Raw genomic sequence first — 17,155 nt, 5'->3', positions numbered from 1 at the left:
GCTATCGGTCGGTGATCTTGATGGCGTCGAAGGTTTCGACACCCGGTATCGTCAAGGACACTTCCGTAATTTCTTTAGGCGGCGCGGGGAATTTGCCCTGCCAGGCGCCGGCGATCGGGGCGTCTTTAGAGGTCTTGAGCACCAGTTTGGGATTGGTCAGCGGTTTATCGTTGCTGTCTTTCAGCAACAGGTGTTTTTTGTTGCCCGCAATGACATAGAAGCTGTCTTCGTAATCGTTTTGGGTGATCTGCGAATAGACCATCTCGGTCTTGCCGGGCACGATGGGTTTGAACCGGACCTTAAGGGTCAGGATATCGCCGCTGCGCACGGCTTCGACGACCTGGCCTTCGGCGCTGCCGGTCTCGGTCAGGCCCGTCGCCAACGGTTTGGCGGCCGTCGCATCGGCTGCGGCCTGGGCGTTGGCCGTATGGCCGAAAGTGGCTAGCGTCAGCATGGCGCCCAGCGCACAGGCCGCTACTGCGGGTCTGATCGGATTCACGATAAGTCTCCTTGATTCGCCCGGTCTAATCCAATGGGCGATGGTCGGCTTTCGTGTCGCATATTTCAATGCGATTATTTTCCAAATCGTTACCGTGATAAGGGGTGCGCGGCCACAGCGGGCACGGGTTTTCAGGTAGGAAGCGCAGGGGGCTTCACGCCATAATGGGGCGCAAGACGGCCCCGGCGAAAGAAACAAGTGGTTGTATTCTTTCGCCGCACTTTCGCAGTATTGCCGCAGGCGGGTCGAATATCTGCGGATATTGGCCGTCAACCGCCGCGATGCCCGCCGTGATAACGCGGCGCCGACATATTCCGCGGGCTTTCCTTGTGCTGGGCATTGGCCAGCGCCTTGCGCCGGGCCTCTTCTTGCAGGTGGTCCGCTTTGGCGCGGTCTTTCTCGGCGTGCGGGGAAACCGGAGCATCAGGCGTGGCTGATGCGGCGGGGGCGTGGGTCGGGCGGGAAGGTTGGGACGTCATGGTGCGTACCTTTTCAGGCGACGCGGCAAATGCCGTCCAACCACGTTACGCCTGGCGTGGCGGCGATTCCAGCTGCGAATTGCAACAGCGCGGAATGCCCGGTGTGCGCCAAGCCGGTAGACTGGCAAGCTCTTTTACGCGGCCGCCTTCATGCGGCGGCGCCCCGGCGCCCACGTCCCGCAGCCGGCTTGATAACCATAATCGGGGGATCCGAATCCATGAAAATAAGAAAACTCATCGAAGAACGACGCCGAGGCGAACGTGCCGCGGTCAGCGAACGCGCCGATCCTTCGGATGCCGATTTGCTGGCCGCGCTGGATCGGCTGGATGGCGCCGAATTCAGCTCGACCGCGTTCGTGACGGAAAACGAGACCGTCATGGCGGTTGGCGGCGGCAACGGGGCATACGTCGTATCCATCACGCTGGATGACGATGCGCGCATCTATACGCTGGTTGACCGGTCCAAGTCCGAAGACCACGACCAGAAGGTGGTCGTGGGCGGCCAGTCCGGCAGCTATCAGCAGTATCAGTGCGTGTGCCGCGATCTGGCCGTAGCGGCCATCCTGTATTTCCAGCAGCAGGGCGAGCCGTCGCCCGATCTGCAGTGGGTCAGCGAATAGGTCCAGGCAGCCGTCGGGTCACACCACCCGCGTCAGCACCTTTTCATCCCGGAACCAGCCGTCCAGGTTGGCGACCATCAAGTCGGCCATCGCGCGGCGTGTTTCATGCGTGCCGCTGGCGATGTGCGGCAGCAGCACCACGTTGTCCATCGCGTTCAGCGCGGCCGGCGTCGCCGGTTCGTGCTCGAACACGTCCAGGCCCGCGCCGGCGATGCGCTTGGCCTGCAAGGCGCGGACCAGCGCGGCTTCGTCCACGACCGTACCGCGCGCGATGTTGATCAACCAGCCCTGGGGCCCCAGCGCGTCCAGCACTTCGGCGTTCACCAGGTGGCGGGTCGCGCCGCCGCCGGGAACGGCCAGCACCAGAAAATCGCATTCGGCGGCCAAGGACATGATGTCCGGGCAATAGCGGTAACCGGCGGGCGCATCAGCGCGCGGCTTGCGGCTGGTGTAGAGGATTTCCATGTCGAAGGCCGCGGCGCGGCGGGCGATCTGCAGGCCGATGTTGCCCAGCCCCGCAATGCCGCAGCGCTTGCCGCTCATGCGCGTGCCCAGCGGGAAGCCTTCGTTCGGCCAGCGGCCGGCCCGCACGAAGCGGTCGGCCTCGGCGATGCGGCGGGGCGCGGCCAGCATCAACGCCAACGCCGTGTCGGCCACGCACGCGTCCAGCACGCCGGGCGTGTTGGTGACGACGACGCCGCGCTCCTGCGCGGCCGCCAGGTCGATGGTGTCGTAGCCCACGCCAAAACTGAAAATGCCTTCCAGCGCGGGCAAGGCGTCGATCAATTCACGCGTGGCGCCGAAGCGGCCGCTGGTGGCGATGCCGCGGATGGACGGCCCATGTTCGCGCAGCAAGGCTGCGGGGTCGGCGGCTTCCCACAAGCGGTGGACGCGGTAGCGGGACGCCAGGTCGGCCACCAGCTCGGGTAGCAGGGGGCCGACCATCAGCAGGTGGGCGGCGGAAGCGGGCAGGGGTTCTGTCATGGATACGGCTTTGAAAAAGGCCCGGTGAACGGGCCGGGTGGGATCAGTTGGTCTGGATGTTGCGGGTTTTGATGATCTGCCCGTAGCGTGCACGTTCGCTGGCGGCCAGCTCCTGCAACTGCTGCGGGGTAGAGCCGTGCGCCACGGCGCCCTGGGATTCCAGCTTGGTCTTCATGGCGGGGTCGGCGGCGACCTCGCGGATCGCCTGCGACAGCTTGTCGATCACGGCGGGTGGCGTGCCCGCCGGCGCCAGCACCGCGGTCCAGGAGCCGGATTGCGCGTTTTTGACACCGGCTTCGTCGATGGTCGGCACGTCCGGCATGGCGGGCGAGCGCGCGGCGCCCGTTACCGCCAGCGCCCGGAGCTTGCCCCCGGTGACGTAGGGCATGGTTTCCAACACCGAGGCGAACAGCATGTCCACCCGGCCCGCCATCAGGTCCGTCATGGCCGGACCGCCGCCTTTATAAGGCACATGCATCAGGTCCACCCCGGTGGCTTGCTGGAAGATCTCGGCAGACAGGTGCGGGGCGCCGCCGGTGCCGGAGCTGGCAAACGTGTGCTTGCCCGGTTCCGCACGCGCCAGCGTCACCAATTCGGCGACGTTCTTGGCCGGCAAGCCGGTCGGCACGACCAGCACGAAAGGCAGGTCCGAAAACAGCGACACGGGCGCAAACGCGGTGGCGGGGTCCGAGTGCAGCTTGTAGATCCACGGGTTGATGGCGAGCATGCCGGAATTGGCGAACAGCAGCGTATAGCCGTCGGCGGGTGACCGCGCCACCAGGTCGGCGGCGATCTGTCCGCCCGCGCCGGGGCGGTTGTCCACCACCACCGATGACGCCAGCTTGTCGCCCAGGGCGGCAGCCAGCAGGCGCGCCGAGATGTCGGTGCCCCCGCCCGGCGAGAAGGGGACGATCAGGTTGATCGGGCGCTCCGGATACCCGGCGGCGCTGGCGTTCCAGGGCAACGCGGCGGTGGCGGCCAGGGCCAGCGCCGCGGCGATGAGCCGGACGCGTTGGCGGGCGATGGGGGGTGTCTCCATGTCTCTTTTCTCTTTTTAGGCGTTGGGGGCGGCATCTGCCGCGGATGAAACGTGTTGCGAAAGCGCTCCTTTGGTTCCTGCGGGCCGGTGTGCGGCCTTGTCGCCGAGTATAGAAACGGCTGTTGATGGATAGCCGTTCGAGCTATAAATAGCATTGATCAATTCAAGAGTTGAATCGATGGAATTCCGTCAATTGGAGTGTTTCATCGCCGTCGCCGAGGAACTGCACTTCGGCCGGGCGGCCGAACGGTTGTGCATGACGCAGCCACCCTTGTCCCGGCAGATCCAATTGCTGGAACAGGATCTGGGCGTGACGCTGTTTGAACGCAATAGCCGGCAGGTGCTGCTTAGCGCGGCGGGCAGGCGGTTCCTGCGCGATGCACGGCATCTGCTGGAGTTCTCGGCGCGCGCGGCCGCGACGGCGCGGCGCACCTCAGGGGGCGAGGCCGGGCACATCACGTTGGGTTTCACCGCCGTCGCGTCGTATCGGCTGATGCCGTCGATGATCATGCAGGCGCGCAAGCTGCTGGCGGGCGTCGAGATCCAGCTTCGCGAAACCGTCAGCACCGATCTGGCGCGCCTGTTGCTGGCGCGTGAACTGGACGCCATCCTGGCGCGCAGCGTGCCGCAGCAGGCCGGCATCGAATCGCGGTTGATCGAACGCGAACCGCTGGTGCTGGCGCTGCCCGCCGGTTCCCCCTTGTGCGAACACGATACCGTGCCGTTGCGTCTATTGCAGGGCCAGCCTTTCGTGCTGTATTCGCCGCGTGAAGGCAAGTACTTCTATGACCGCATCGTGGGCGCTTTCGGGCTGGCCGACGTGCAGCCCGACTATGTGCAGCGGGCGGGGCAGACGCACACTTTGCTGGCGCTGGTGCGGGCGGGACTGGGCGTGGGCATCGTGCCGGATTCGGCGCGGGAGTTGCGGTTTGAAGGCGTGGAGTTCCGCCCGATCGGCCAGCGCGACCTTTACGCGGACATGTATCTGGCCTGGCACGCGCAGCACGACAATCCGGCGTTGGACGCGTTCCTGCAACGGGTGGTGGGCGTCGCGGCCAAGTGAGCCTTCCGTGGCCGCGACGGCGCCGTCACATCTGCATCTTCTTCTTGCCCAGCAAGGTCAGCGCCAGGCTCCTGCCTGTGCGCATGAAGGGGTAGAGCGCGGTCGACAGGCACCGGTTGCGGAAGACGGCGGCGTTGAAGCTGTTGAACAGGTCGTTGCCGGTGCTGATCAGCGCCAGCCGGTTGATGCAGTCGGCGCCCCAATAGTCCTGGCCGTCCAGGTGCAGCAGCATGCCTTGGTTCAAGTCGTACCCTTGGGCCTTGTACGCCACCGCCAGATCCGGGTGGTCGCGCATGTTGAGCAGATCGATCGGGCCCACGGCCTTTTGCAGTTGCAGCATCCGGACGTAGTTCGAGCAGAAGGGGCAGTCTCCGTCATACAGCAGGAAGTTCTTGGCGATGGCCATGGCGCACCCTATAGTTTGCGCGGGCGCGGAAAGCCCGCCCGCCTGTACCGATTAAAGCGCAATTCGCGCGAACACCCAAAGGGATGGCCCGAAGCTTGGGCATGGAGAAGATTCGCCTGGACCACTTCCCGGCGGTGCCGCTTGCCGGCGCACCGACGCCGATCCAGAAAATGGATCGTCTGGCTGCGGCACGGCCGAACCACCTGCAAGGCGTGCAGCGCTACGTCAAACCCGCGATCCGCGTGGATGGATCGCATCGAGGCGAACGCTACGGGGTGCCCACGCCAGGAATGTTCGGCGCTGTGACGGCCGGTGGCACGGTCCGAAGGTCGGCTGCTGGACCCGGTGTATAGCGGCAAGGCATTCGCAGGTTTGCTTGCCGATATCGAACAGGGCAAGCACGCACCCGGCAGCAATGTGCTGTTCGTCATGACCGGCGGCCCGCCGGGCCTCTTCGCCTATCGCAGCGCGTTCAAGACGGCGCTGGCGAATGGAACCGGCGTCGCCGACGGCGGTGGTTAAGCGGTCACGCTTCAGGCCCCGATCCCGGCAGCCCCGCAGGTCCCTGTTGGCCGCGCTGCGGCGCGCTGCGGTCCTGGGCCCGCCACCGCGCGCGAAGCACGGCGATGTGGCGCAGCGCCTTTTGCGACATCTTCCACCAGCCGAACGGCCGCGGGTCGGCCAGCATGCTCATGGCGCGGGCGTAGTCCAGGGTCAGCCCCGGCGTCCAGGCCATCGTGATGGCGCGCTTGCGGATCTGCGATGCCACCCACAGCTCGGGCGTCAGCAGCAGCCGGACCAGGACGCGCCATCCGGCCTGGCTGCCATGCAGGCGGCCGACCACGCCGTCCAGCGCGGCGTCCAGCGCGCGCGCTACCGAGCTTGAGCAGTTGCGGTGGGTCAGGTTGTAGGTGCTGTCCTGCCGGTATTCGTTCCAGAATGCGGCCAGCTTTTCGGCGTCGTAATTCCGGATGCGCACGCGCATGGTGGACGGGCACCAGGCTTTGGATTCGGTGGCGTAGTCCGGCTGGTACACGCCGGGGATATCGTTGTCGGGCGTGGCGCGCAGCAGGTTGCCGAACTCGTCGGGCGACCGGTCGATTTCTTCCTTGGGATACAGGCTGATGTAGATGCCCTCGGGGGACTCCAAAGCGGCGTGCCCGGTGGAAATCACCCCGTTCACATCGACGGCCGCGATGTAGCGGTCGACGACGGGGTAGGTGCGCGTTTCGGCCTTGGCCGACCCCGACGGCGTCCAGACGTGGACCGTAAGCGCCCGCTCGGAATCGGCGGGCGGGCCGTCCCAGACCGGTGTTGCGGCGGCGGGCGCGGCAGGCAGGTAATCAGACGAGTCGTTGGCCGCAAGGGCGGGATTCGACGCCAGGTGTTTGACGCGCCGCGCCAGCCACAGCAATTTCAGGCCCGCGATGGCCAGGAACAGCCCCAGGCAATACGGCACCGTGCCGACGTAATGCGTGGGGTAGGGCTGGAAAAAGAAGATGGCCAGCAAGATTTCGGCCACCCCGGCGCCAAAGGCATAGCGCCAGCGGTCGTAGCGCACGACATAGGCCGCCAGGCATTGCAGCACGCCGTCCATCAGGAACAGCGCGCCGAAAATCATCGACAGCACGAAATGCCCGTGGTGGTGCCCGATCAGGATCAAGCTGCCCGCCAGCAGCACGAACACGCCCTTGGTGTAGCGCAAGACACGCTGCCCGCCCACGCCGGACGAGGCGATCAAGAGCGTCGCCACCCCTTCAATGATGAAGAGCACGGCAAACGCATTCAAGGGGAAGTACAGGGCGTTGTCGAGCGCGTCGATGAAGACGAATATGCCTGACGCCAGGAAGATCGCGCCGACGGCGGATAGGGCGCGCCAGCGTTTGCGCAGATAGGGGACACCCAATAGCAGCAATACAAGTTGTGGCATGCAGCGATCCGGAGAGTGGGATGGTGAAGACGGACTCACCGCCCATGGTACCGAAACCCGCCGGATCCTGAACACGTTAATGCAGGGTCAATTCCATTCCGTCTCGATTGTCGTCGGCCACGCCAGGCTCATGGCGTAGGCGCGCACGTCTTGCGGCCACGTGGCAAGACACTGCGCAAAGCGATCGCGGTCTTCCGCGTACAACGCGCGCGTCGCTTCCTCGAAACCTGCCAGGTTGCCCGCCATGCTGGACATGAACCGGTAGGCGGCCTCTTGCCGTTGGCGCTGCTGGTCCCGCGCCTCGTTTTCGCGGCGCGCCTGTTCCACCAGTTTGCGCAGCGCCACCGAGGCGCCGCCGGGTTGCGCGCCCAGCCAGTCCCAATGGCGGGGCAGCAGGGTGACTTCGCGGGGCACCACGCCCAGTTTCGGCCTGCCGCGGCCTCGGGGCGCTGTTTCGGCCGCATCAGCGGCGGCGTCGGGTTCGGCGGCAGGCGCGTCTGCAGTCGGGGGCGGCGTGTGGCGCGCGATGATCTGCGCGTCGTCGCCGCTCAAGTCCAGGTCCGTCTGCTGGCCCGTGCCGTCCTGGAACACCAGCAGCGCCTGGCCATTCTGGCTGCCCTGCGCCTGTTTGACGGCTAGTGCCACCTCGGCCAACGGCCCGGCGGCAAGGATGCGGTGGCCTTCGAAGGCGGTGTAAGAGGGGGCAGAGGCGATGAGGTTCATGGCGATAAGGGCTTGATGCCCACGCTAAGAGTTAAGCAGGTTCGAATTATGATCCGGGTAAAAATATCCGTCAATATCATCCGGGTAAAATAAATTACCGGTGTCGTGAATCGTTGACGAATAATTAGGGCCGTATTGGTGCCGGATTGACGGCTTTCCCTGGCCCGTCAGGCTGCAAAAATTCCGTACAAACCTAGGGTCAACACCTAGTCAAAACATGCAAGCGGCGTATAATCTTGCTTTGCGCCCGGAGTTACCCATGCGTCTCGTTCAAAAAGCGCTCACCTTCGACGATGTGTTGTTGGTGCCTGCGTATTCCGAGGTGTTGCCGCGCGACACCTCCCTGGCCACGCGCCTGACTCGCAATATCAGCCTGAATATCCCGCTTGTGTCCGCCGCCATGGACACCGTCACCGAATCGCGTCTGGCCATCGCCATGGCGCAAGAGGGCGGCATCGGGATCATTCACAAGAATTTGTCCGCCGATGCCCAAGCCCGTGAAGTGGCTCGCGTCAAGCGCCACGAATTCGGCATCGTGATCGATCCGGTCACCGTCACCCCCCAGATGAAAGTGCGCGACGCCATTGCGTTGCAGCGCCAGCATGGCATCTCGGGCCTGCCGGTCGTCGAAGGCCGCAAGCTGGTCGGCATCGTGACCAACCGCGATCTGCGCTTCGAAGAAAACCTGGATCAGCCCCTGCGCAACATCATGACGCCGCAGGAACGCCTGGTCACCATGAAGGAAGGCGCCACGCTGGACGAAGCGCAGGCCCTGATGCACAAGCACCGTCTGGAACGCGTGCTGATCGTGAACGACGGCTTTGAACTGCGTGGCCTGGCCACCGTCAAGGACATCGTCAAGAACACCGAACACCCGATGGCCAGTAAAGACGGCCAAGGCCAGTTGCGCGTTGGCGCAGCGGTGGGCGTGGGCGCCGGCACCGAAGAGCGCGTGGAAAAGCTGGTTGCGGCAGGCGTCGACGTCCTGATCGTCGACACGGCCCACGGCCACTCAAAGGGCGTGCTGGAAGGCGTGCGCTGGGTCAAGCAGAACTACCCCAAGGTTGAAGTCATCGGCGGCAACATCGCCACCGCCGCCGCCGCGCGCGCGCTGGTTGAGTACGGTGCCGACGGCGTCAAGGTCGGTATCGGCCCCGGCTCCATCTGCACCACGCGTATCGTGGCCGGTGTGGGCGTGCCGCAGATCCATGCCATTTCCGAAGTCGCCAAGGCGCTGGAAGGCACGGGCGTTCCGCTGATCGCCGACGGCGGCATCCGCTACTCGGGCGACGTCGCCAAGGCGCTGGCCGCCGGCGCATTCGCCTGCATGATGGGCGGCATGTTCGCCGGCACGGAAGAAGCCCCGGGCGAAGTCGTGCTGTTCCAAGGCCGCTCGTACAAGTCGTACCGCGGCATGGGCAGCCTGGGCGCGATGACGGACGGCTCCGCCGACCGTTACTTCCAGGACCCGTCCAACAACGCCGACAAGCTGGTTCCGGAAGGCATCGAAGGCCGCGTCCCCTACAAGGGCAGCGTGCTGGCCATCATCTTCCAACTGGTCGGCGGCATCCGCGCCTCGATGGGCTACTGCGGCGCCGCAACCATTGACGACATGCGTACCAAGGCCGAATTCGTGGAGATCACCTCCGCCGGCGTGCGCGAGTCCCACGTACACGACGTACAGATCACCAAGGAAGCGCCTAACTACCGCGCCGACTGATCCAGTACAGTCAACCTCCATGCCACGCATTACGCACCGGCAGAATCGCGAAATCAATGCGCGGTTCTGCCGGTGCGGTTTTGTCGACGGGCCGCCCCTAGACAAAACAGCCCCCTCGGGGGGCAGCAAGCCCGCTCAGCGGGTGCGGCGTGGGGGCATTTTTTATTTCTAACGGGTAGAGTCTCCATGCACCAGCGCATCCTCATTCTTGACTACGGTTCGCAAGTCACCCAGCTGATCGCCCGCCGCGTGCGCGAAGCCGGCGTCTATTCTGAAGTCCACCCCGGCGACGTCGACGACGCCTTCGTGCGTGAACAGATGGCGCAAGGCCTGAAGGGCATCATCCTGTCGGGCAGCCACGCTTCCGCCTACGAAGAAGGCTCCATGCGCGTGCCCCACGCCGTGTTCGAGCTGGGCGTGCCTGTCCTGGGCATCTGCTACGGCATGCAGTCCATGGCGCAGCAATTGGGCGGCGTGGTCAGCTTCTCGGACCACCGCGAATTCGGCTATGCCGAAGTCCGCGCCCACGGCCACACCAAGCTGCTGGACGGCCTGGCAGACTTCACCACGCCTGAAGGCCACGGCATGCTGAAGGTCTGGATGAGCCACGGCGACAAGGTCACCGAGCTGCCCCCGGGCTTCAAGATCATGGCGTCCACGCCGTCGTGTCCCATCGCCGGCATGGCCGACGAAGACCGCCGCTTCTACGCTGTCCAGTTCCACCCCGAAGTCACGCACACCGTCCAAGGCAAGGCCATGCTGGCCCGCTTCGTGAACGAGATCTGCGAATGCCAGGGCGACTGGAACATGCCCGACTACGTCTCGGAAGCCGTTGCCCGCATCCGCGAGCAAGTCGGCGCCGACGAAGTCATCCTGGGCCTGTCCGGCGGCGTGGATTCGTCCGTTGCCGCTGCCCTGATCCACAAGGCCATCGGCGACCAGCTCACCTGCGTCTTCGTCGACCACGGTCTGTTGCGTTTGGACGAAGGCAAGCAGGTCATGCAGACCTTCGCCGAAAACATGGGCGTGAAAATCATTCACGTCGATGCCACCGCGCAATTCATGGGTAAGCTGTCCGGCGTCGCCGACCCGGAAGCCAAGCGCAAGATCATCGGCCGCGAATTCGTCGAAGTGTTCCAGGAACAAGCCGGCAAGCAGCAAAGCGCCAAGTGGCTGGCCCAGGGCACGATCTACCCCGACGTCATCGAATCCGCCGGCGCCAAGACGGGCAAGGCTACGTCTATCAAGTCGCACCACAACGTGGGCGGCCTGCCGGACACGCTGAACCTGCAACTGCTGGAGCCGCTACGCGAACTGTTCAAGGACGAAGTCCGCGAACTGGGCGTGGCCTTGGGCCTGCCGCCGCAGATGGTCTACCGCCACCCGTTCCCCGGCCCCGGCCTGGGCGTGCGGATCCTGGGCGAAGTGAAGCATGAATATGCCGAACTGCTGCGCCGCGCGGATGCGATCTTCATTGAAGAACTGCGTAATACCAAGGATGAAGCTAGTGGCTTGACCTGGTATGAGCTGACGTCGCAAGCGTTTGCGGTTTTCCTGCCGGTGAAGTCGGTGGGTGTGATGGGCGACGGGCGGACGTATGAGTATGTCGTGGCGCTGCGTGCCGTGCAGACGTTCGACTTCATGACGGCCGACTGGGCGCCGCTGCCGCATCCGTTGCTGGCTCGGGTTTCGTCGCGGATTATTAATGAAGTGCGCGGGATTAATCGCGTGGTTTATGACGTGTCGAGCAAGCCGCCGGCGACGATTGAGTGGGAGTAATCCTGCTGCAGTCCTTCGGTGAGTAAAAAAGGCGCTTCGGCGCCTTTTTTTATACTCAATCACTATCTGTCGGTTGGGGAAATGTAGTCTGACACCATAAATTATAGGGCGCTTCAGAGGACAGTCAGTAGGCTGACGCCTGGCTCAGTCACGGATTCGCATTAATATTGGATGGTGTAAAGGTTTTACAATGTCAAACTCTATTGCCCATCCGGTATTCGGGCGGAGCTTCTGAGAAAATGGTTCATGATTGACGAAAATCGGCGCATCCAATCCTTGGAGCGAGCTATGCTGCTGCTCGAAGCCATTGCTGCGGCAGGAGGCGAAGCGCGTTTGGTCGATCTCGCCGCGCAGCTCAACCTGCACAAGAGCACGCTGCATGGGTTACTCAACACCCTGGCCGCGATGGGATACGTTTCCCGCTACGGCACGCGCTACGCGCTCGGGTTGCGCCTGCGCGAGATTGCTCAGCCGTTGGCAGATGCCGATGCAGGCTTGCGTACCGCATTTGCACCCGCGTTGCGCGCACTGGCCGAGCGCAGTGGCGAGACCTGCTACCTAGCGGTGCCCTGCGGCACGCGGGAATACCTCTACATCGATGCCGTGGAAGGTCACGGTAGCCTGCGTGTGGCCAGCCCTCGTGGGCGGCGCGAAGGCTTGACCACATCGGCCATCGGCAAAGTCTTCCTCGCCCACGACCCCGCATTGTTACGCAGCCTGCGCCGGGCCGAATCAATGCCGGCGGCGCTGGAGAAGGAATTGGCAGCCATCACCGAACAGGGCTATGCCCTGGACTTGGAGGAAGCCGAACCGGGGTTGAACTGTCTGGCCCTGCCTCTGCGCCGTCAAGGGCGTGTCGTTGCAGCGCTTGGGGTGGCCGGGCCATCCCAGCGCCTGCGCAAACCAGCCCTATGCCGCTTGGCCGCAACAGCCATGCGAGAAATGTTCGACATTCTCAAACTTTAGTGGCCAACCGGCCAAAGAGCCTTTCCACGCAAGTCATTAGTGGGAATCATCGAAACCTCCTGCAATCTTTATGGAGTCTTCGCGATGTCTCACGCTTTGAACGAATCGACCATCCAGCACGTCATCGAGCGTGCCCAGACGCTCGCACGGGAACAGCACTTCGCCATCAACATTGCCGTCGTGGACGGGGCCGGGCTATTGCGAGGCTTCTTGCGCATGGATGATGCGGTGCCTGGTGCGATTGATGTGTCCATCAAGAAGGCCCGCACAGCGGCGCTGTTCCGTACCGACAGCTTGGAGCTTGGAGCGGCAGCCCAGCCTGGCGGCCCGATCTACACGCTGGAGGCTACCAATGGCGGCCTGATCAGCTTTGGTGGCGGCGTGGTGCTGCACGACGAACAGGGCCAGGCAATCGGCGCCGTCGGCGTCGCCGGCGCCACGGTCGAAGCGGACCAGGTCATCGCCTTGCACGCCGCAGGCCGCGCATGAGCCAAGCGCATCACACCCATCCCGGCGTCTGGGCGCTGGCGGTCACGGCGTTTGCCATCGGCGTGGCCGAATTCATCGTGGTCGGCGTGTTGCCAGCCATTGCTAACGACCTGGGTGTGCCGTTGGCGCGCGCCGGCGGGCTGGTTGGGCTCTACGCACTGGCGCTGGCGTTGGGCACGCCCATTGTCGTGCTGGCACTGGCGCGGCTGCCGCGCAAGCCGTTACTGCTGGCGCTGGTGGCGGTGTTCCTGGCCGGCAACCTGCTGTCGGCGCTGTCCGCAAGCTACGAACTGCTGCTGGCCGGGCGCATCCTGACCGCCGTGGCGCATGGCAGCTTCTTCGCCATCGGCGCCACCGTCGCGGCGCGGCTCGCGCCCGAGGGCCAGGCCAGCCGCGCAATCGCGGTGATGTTCGCTGGCTTGACCCTGGCGATGGTGATCGGTGTGCCACTAGGTAGCCTGATCGGCAACGCGCTGGGTTGGCGCCTGCCGTTCTTCGCAGTGGCAGTGCTGGCGGCACTGGCTTGGCTGGCGACAGCGCGCTGGGTGCCGGCGCTGCCGACGCCGGCGGCCGGCCCGGCGGGCAAGCAGTTGGCGTCGCTGACCAGCCCGACCATCCTGGCAATGATGGCCATTACCGTGCTCGGCTTCGGCGCGAGCTTCGCTGCCTTTACCTTCATCACGCCGATCCTGACCGAGATCACCGGCTTCTCGACGCATACGGCCAGCCTCCTGCTGGTGGTGTTCGGCATCGCCACGCTGGTCGGCAATCTCGCCGGCGGGCGCTGGGCGGCCAGCCTGGGCTGGGCGTTAGCGCTGCAGCGCATGCTGGCCGGACTGCTGCTGGTACTGGTGGTCTTAGCCGTGGCACTGCCTTGGAGGTGGGCGATGGTGCCGCTGCTGTTTGCCTGGGGCGTCCTCGCCTTCGGCATGTCGCCGGGCTTCCAGGCCGGCATGCTGGAGACGGCCCAGCGCTGGACTCCGCGCGCGGTGGATTTCGCCTCTGCGCTGAACATCTCGGCCTTCAACCTCGGCATCACCCTGGGCGAGACACTGGGTAGTGGCCTGGTCGCACAAGGACAGATGGCGATAACGCCGTGGGCCGGCGTGGCTCTGGTGCTGCTGGCACAAGCGCCGCTGTGGTGGTTGGCGCGAAGGCATGCACGCCCCGAAGTCGATCCCGTTCGATTACAAGGAGGATGAGGTGCGGGCTGTCGATCTCATCGTCGCGCTGCAAGCGTCGGAAGGACGCATCGAGGAACTGCACGACACGCTGCGGACATTGCGTGAAGCGAGTCTGGAAGAGCCAGGGTGCTTGGATTACCGGATTGCCCAAGGAAGCCATTCGGTCAACCGATTCTTCCTGCTCGAACGCTGGGCCGATGCCGAAGCATTGTTCCGACACGAGCATACGCAGCACTTCCTGGATGGAGCAGCGCGCGTGCGTGCGTGCTGCGAGTCTGTGGACCTCCAGCCGATTGCTTGGCTGCTGGAATGAGGATGCGTCTTGCGGTAAATAGAAAAGGCGCCTCGGCGCCTTTTCTATTCTCAATCATCATCCAGTGGCCGCAGAAATGTAGTCATGACACCATGGGCCGCCGGCTCTGGGTCAGCATCACCCCAGCAGTTCCTTCCGAACAATTTCCGCGCCTTCGCTCAGCGCCAGCAGCTTGCCTTTCGCAATAGCCCGCGACAACGGGGCCATCCCGCAGTTCGTGCACGGATACAGCTTGTCGGCGTCCACAAACTTAAGCGCCTTCCTCAGCGTATTGGCCACTTCTTCCGGCGTTTCAACCTTGTCGCTGGCCACGTCAATGGCGCCGACCATGACCTTCTTGCCGCGAATCAGTTCGAGCAGATCGATCGGCACGTGCGAGTTGTGGCATTCCAGCGAGATGATGTCGATATTGGATTGCTGCAGCTTGGGGAACGATTCCTCGTACTGACGCCATTCCGAACCCAACGTCTTCTTCCAGTCGGTGTTGGCCTTGATGCCGTAGCCATAGCAAATATGCACGGCGGTTTCGCACTTCAGGCCTTCGATGGCGCGTTCCAGGGTGGCAATGCCCCAGTCGTTCACTTCGTCGAAGAAGACGTTGAATGCCGGTTCGTCGAATTGGATGATGTCGACGCCTGCGGCCTCCAGCTCCCGAGCTTCCTGGTTCAGGATCTTGGCGAATTCCCAGGCCAGCTTCTCGCGGCTCTTGTAGTGGGCGTCGTACAGCGTGTCGATCATCGTCATGGGACCCGGCAGCGCCCATTTGATGGGTTGCTTGGTTTGCTGACGCAGGAACTTGGCGTCTTCGACGAAAACCGGCTTTTGGCGGCTTACGGCGCCCACGACGGTCGGGACGTTCGCGTCATAGCGGTCACGGATCCGGACGGTTTCGCGTTTTTCGAAATCCACGCCGCTGAGGTGCTCGACAAACGTGGTGACGAAGTGCTGACGGGTTTGCTCGCCATCGCTGACGATATCGATGCCGGCGTGTTGTTGTTCTTGCAGCGCCAAGAGCAGGGCGTCTTGCTTGCCTTCGACCAGCTCCTCGCCTTCCAATTTCCAAGGCGACCAGAGCTTTTCGGGCTGGGCAAGCCAGGAAGGCTTCGGCAAGCTGCCGGCGGTCGAAGTGGGCAGTAGTTTTTTCATGATCTGTAGTCTTGTATGTGTCGGGTGATTAGAGGGCGTAGTTGGCAGCCCAGCTTTCGAGCGTCTTTGCGTAAGGTTTGATGAAGTTCTCTTCCGTGAACTTGCCTTGCTTGACGGCCAGCTGGCTGCGTTCTTCGCGGTCATAGACAATCTGCGTCAACGAGTAGTCCTGGTTCTTCAGGCTTGGTTGATAGAGCTTGCCGGCTGCGGAATTGGCGTTGTAGATCTCGGGGCGATAGATCTTCTGGAACGTTTCCATCGTGCTGATGATGCTGATCAGCTCAAGATTGGTGTAGTGGCCAAGCAGATCGCCCTGGAAGTAGAAGGCCAACGGTGCCGCACTGCCCGGGGGCATGAAGTAGCGGACCTGCAAGCCCATCTTTTCGAAGTACTGGTCCGTCGGGGAGAATTCATTTTGCTGATATTCAACGCCCAGGATGGGGTGCTGATTTTCAGTGCGATGGTAGGTCTTGCTGCTGGACGCGCTGATGCAGATGACAGGCGGCTTGCTGAAGTGCGCTTTGTAAGTGCTTGAATTGACAAAGTGTTTGAACAGCTTGCCGTGCAACTCGCCGAAATTGTCGGGCGTGCTGAAGGTGGATTTATTGTTGTTGTGTTCTGACAGCAGCACGCTGAAGTCGTAGTCGCGCACGTAGGACGAGAAGTTGTTCCCGGTAATGCCTTCGATGCGCTCGTTGTTTGTCCGGTCGACGATATTGGTTTTCAATATCTCGATCAGCGGAAAAACGTCACTGCCGCCTTCGGCGCCGATGTTCATTTCAACGGAAATGATCTCGAGTTCGACCGCGTAGCGATCGCCCTTGGGGTTGTCCCAATGCGCCAAGCTATTGAAACGCCGGTCAATCATCCGCAGGGTGTTGCGCAAATTCTCTTGGCGACTCGTGCCCCGGGCCAGATTGGCAAAGTTGGTCGTGATACGCGTACCGTCTGACGGCTGATAGTTTTCATCAAAAGCAATGCTCTTGATGCTGAAGGTGAAATCTTTGCTCATGGTGATTGGGTGCGCTGGTGATTGTGAAAATTCTGCAGGGTGTGAAAGCCGGCCTTTATTAGGCGCAAGGATTGGGCGCAAGGGGTGAAAAATGCACCGCTTGGTTGGCGTCCCGGGTCTTTCTTTTAGGCTGCGACCGCTTCTTCCGCGGCGACAGATCGTGGCTGGCGCATCAATTCGATCAGGGGCAGTGCGCGTTGGACCGCCAGTCTGGCCCGCTCGATCAGGGCCTCGTCCTGCAGCCGGTAGTCGGTGAAATCCTTGTCGGTCGCGTAGACGCCCAGCGGCAAGGTGCGCGCCTGGAAGAAGCTGAACAGCGGCCGCAATTGGTGATCGATCATCAAGGCATGGCGTTCGCTGCCGCCGGTGGCCGCCAACAAGACGGGCTTGTCGATCAAGGCGTCCTGATGAAGGAAGTCGAAGAAGTGCTTGAACAGTCCCGTGTAGGAGCCCCGGTAGACCGGGGTTGTTACCACCAGGATGTCGGCTTGCTCGACCCGGCCAAGTTCCCGCTCCACCGAGTCGGGCAGTTGGGAGCGCCAAACCGCGCCAGCCAGTTGCGGGGCGAGTTGGCCCAGTTCGACCAGGTGTTGTTCGCAGGGGACCGCGTCGGCAATCAGGTCCAGCAGGTGCTCTGCCAGGGCCGCAGACTTCGAGGGGCGTTGCAGTCCGCCGGAAACGGCTACTAGACGGAGTGGACGTGTCATTTTTGCTTCACATGAATGGTTCTACGCGGCGCCGCCTCTGCTTTTGTGCAGGTGCAGCAACAAGCCGGAATCGCATACTAGGTGAGGGTAGTGATG

At 63.3% G+C, this 17,155-nt stretch carries 20 protein-coding genes; 10 read left to right on the top strand and 10 right to left on the bottom strand.

The features are described 5' to 3' along the window. Nucleotide 1: 1 nt before the first annotated feature. Nucleotides 2–499 carry a hypothetical protein gene (locus A9973_RS09785; RefSeq protein WP_370539471.1) on the bottom strand — a complete coding sequence of 166 codons (498 nt, stop codon included), beginning with the start codon at nucleotides 497–499 and terminating at the stop codon, nucleotides 2–4. A gap of 269 nt (nucleotides 500–768) precedes the next feature. Further along, a complete protein-coding gene (locus A9973_RS09780; protein ID WP_183013561.1) occupies nucleotides 769–978 on the bottom strand; it encodes a hypothetical protein in 210 nt (69 codons plus the stop codon). A gap of 218 nt (nucleotides 979–1,196) precedes the next feature. On the opposite strand from A9973_RS09780, the gene A9973_RS09775 reads away from it, so the two are divergent. Further along, nucleotides 1,197–1,598 carry a hypothetical protein gene (locus A9973_RS09775; RefSeq protein WP_183013560.1) on the top strand — a complete coding sequence of 134 codons (402 nt, stop codon included), beginning with the start codon at nucleotides 1,197–1,199 and terminating at the stop codon, nucleotides 1,596–1,598. An 18-nt stretch (nucleotides 1,599–1,616) separates the two neighbouring features. Here A9973_RS09775 and A9973_RS09770 read toward each other — a convergent pair whose 3' ends face one another. Together A9973_RS09770 and A9973_RS09765 are read right to left on the bottom strand one after the other, a co-directional pair. Continuing rightward, nucleotides 1,617–2,582: a 2-hydroxyacid dehydrogenase gene (locus A9973_RS09770; RefSeq protein WP_183013559.1), complete on the bottom strand. Its 966-nt coding sequence runs from the start codon at nucleotides 2,580–2,582 to the stop codon at nucleotides 1,617–1,619. A 43-nt stretch (nucleotides 2,583–2,625) separates the two neighbouring features. Next, nucleotides 2,626–3,621, bottom strand: a complete 996-nt coding sequence (locus A9973_RS09765) for a tripartite tricarboxylate transporter substrate binding protein (protein WP_183013558.1) — start codon at nucleotides 3,619–3,621, stop codon at nucleotides 2,626–2,628. Between the two features lie 178 nt (nucleotides 3,622–3,799). Between A9973_RS09765 and A9973_RS09760 the strand changes: the two genes are divergently transcribed. Further along, nucleotides 3,800–4,684 carry a LysR family transcriptional regulator gene (locus tag A9973_RS09760; RefSeq protein ID WP_183013557.1) on the top strand — a complete coding sequence of 295 codons (885 nt, stop codon included), beginning with the start codon at nucleotides 3,800–3,802 and terminating at the stop codon, nucleotides 4,682–4,684. 25 nt (nucleotides 4,685–4,709) lie between these two features. Here the strand turns inward: A9973_RS09760 and A9973_RS09755 are convergent, their stop codons facing one another. Beyond that, complete coding sequence (locus tag A9973_RS09755; protein WP_183013556.1) at nucleotides 4,710–5,090, bottom strand: DCC1-like thiol-disulfide oxidoreductase family protein; 381 nt, start codon at nucleotides 5,088–5,090, stop codon at nucleotides 4,710–4,712. Nucleotides 5,091–5,191: 101 nt separating this feature from the next. On the opposite strand from A9973_RS09755, the gene A9973_RS30960 reads away from it, so the two are divergent. Together A9973_RS30960 and A9973_RS09750 are read left to right on the top strand one after the other, a co-directional pair. Next, the gene (locus tag A9973_RS30960) at nucleotides 5,192–5,443 is read left to right on the top strand and encodes a hypothetical protein (RefSeq protein ID WP_220805461.1); all 252 of its coding nucleotides are present in this window, start codon (nucleotides 5,192–5,194) and stop codon (nucleotides 5,441–5,443) included. Nucleotides 5,444–5,462: 19 nt separating this feature from the next. Beyond that, nucleotides 5,463–5,612, top strand: coding sequence for a hypothetical protein (locus A9973_RS09750; RefSeq protein WP_255469101.1), 150 nt, complete (start codon nucleotides 5,463–5,465; stop codon nucleotides 5,610–5,612). 4 nt (nucleotides 5,613–5,616) lie between these two features. On the opposite strand, the gene A9973_RS09745 is transcribed toward A9973_RS09750, so the two are convergent. Both A9973_RS09745 and A9973_RS09740 read right to left on the bottom strand, forming a co-directional pair. Continuing rightward, nucleotides 5,617–7,020, bottom strand: a complete 1,404-nt coding sequence (locus A9973_RS09745) for an HdeD family acid-resistance protein (protein ID WP_183013555.1) — start codon at nucleotides 7,018–7,020, stop codon at nucleotides 5,617–5,619. An 87-nt stretch (nucleotides 7,021–7,107) separates the two neighbouring features. Continuing rightward, nucleotides 7,108–7,743 carry a DUF2239 family protein gene (locus A9973_RS09740; RefSeq protein WP_183013554.1) on the bottom strand — a complete coding sequence of 212 codons (636 nt, stop codon included), beginning with the start codon at nucleotides 7,741–7,743 and terminating at the stop codon, nucleotides 7,108–7,110. A 259-nt stretch (nucleotides 7,744–8,002) separates the two neighbouring features. On the opposite strand from A9973_RS09740, the gene guaB reads away from it, so the two are divergent. From guaB to A9973_RS09710, 6 genes are all read left to right on the top strand, one after another. Further along, the gene (guaB, locus tag A9973_RS09735; RefSeq protein WP_006224233.1) at nucleotides 8,003–9,463 is read left to right on the top strand and encodes an IMP dehydrogenase; all 1,461 of its coding nucleotides are present in this window, start codon (nucleotides 8,003–8,005) and stop codon (nucleotides 9,461–9,463) included. A gap of 186 nt (nucleotides 9,464–9,649) precedes the next feature. Next, nucleotides 9,650–11,242, top strand: coding sequence for a glutamine-hydrolyzing GMP synthase (gene guaA / locus A9973_RS09730; RefSeq protein ID WP_183013553.1), 1,593 nt, complete (start codon nucleotides 9,650–9,652; stop codon nucleotides 11,240–11,242). Nucleotides 11,243–11,488: 246 nt separating this feature from the next. Beyond that, nucleotides 11,489–12,208: an IclR family transcriptional regulator gene (locus tag A9973_RS09725; protein WP_183013552.1), complete on the top strand. Its 720-nt coding sequence runs from the start codon at nucleotides 11,489–11,491 to the stop codon at nucleotides 12,206–12,208. Between the two features lie 84 nt (nucleotides 12,209–12,292). Continuing rightward, nucleotides 12,293–12,697, top strand: coding sequence for a heme-binding protein (locus A9973_RS09720; protein ID WP_183013551.1), 405 nt, complete (start codon nucleotides 12,293–12,295; stop codon nucleotides 12,695–12,697). Next, on the top strand, nucleotides 12,694–13,899 hold the full coding sequence (locus tag A9973_RS09715) for an MFS transporter (protein WP_183013550.1): 1,206 nt from the start codon (nucleotides 12,694–12,696) through the stop codon (nucleotides 13,897–13,899). The genes A9973_RS09720 and A9973_RS09715 overlap by 4 nt, the downstream gene beginning before the upstream one ends. Then, nucleotides 13,856–14,194 (top strand): putative quinol monooxygenase, encoded by a 339-nt coding sequence (locus A9973_RS09710; RefSeq protein ID WP_183013549.1) that lies wholly within the window; start codon nucleotides 13,856–13,858, stop codon nucleotides 14,192–14,194. The genes A9973_RS09715 and A9973_RS09710 overlap by 44 nt, the downstream gene beginning before the upstream one ends. A gap of 117 nt (nucleotides 14,195–14,311) precedes the next feature. Here A9973_RS09710 and A9973_RS09705 read toward each other — a convergent pair whose 3' ends face one another. From A9973_RS09705 to msuE, 3 genes are all read right to left on the bottom strand, one after another. Beyond that, the gene (locus A9973_RS09705) at nucleotides 14,312–15,340 is read right to left on the bottom strand and encodes a methionine synthase (RefSeq protein ID WP_183013548.1); all 1,029 of its coding nucleotides are present in this window, start codon (nucleotides 15,338–15,340) and stop codon (nucleotides 14,312–14,314) included. A 28-nt stretch (nucleotides 15,341–15,368) separates the two neighbouring features. Beyond that, nucleotides 15,369–16,352, bottom strand: coding sequence for a DUF1852 domain-containing protein (locus A9973_RS09700; protein WP_183013547.1), 984 nt, complete (start codon nucleotides 16,350–16,352; stop codon nucleotides 15,369–15,371). Between the two features lie 125 nt (nucleotides 16,353–16,477). Beyond that, the gene (gene msuE, locus A9973_RS09695) at nucleotides 16,478–17,059 is read right to left on the bottom strand and encodes an FMN reductase (RefSeq protein ID WP_183013546.1); all 582 of its coding nucleotides are present in this window, start codon (nucleotides 17,057–17,059) and stop codon (nucleotides 16,478–16,480) included. Between the last annotated feature and the right edge of the window lie 96 nt (nucleotides 17,060–17,155).

The sequence above is a fragment of the Achromobacter sp. UMC46 genome, from assembly GCF_014170335.1.
Lineage (GTDB): Bacteria > Pseudomonadota > Gammaproteobacteria > Burkholderiales > Burkholderiaceae_B > Achromobacter.
The sequence above is the reverse complement of the archived record's forward strand: the minus strand, read 5'-3'. Positions and strand labels throughout refer to the sequence as shown.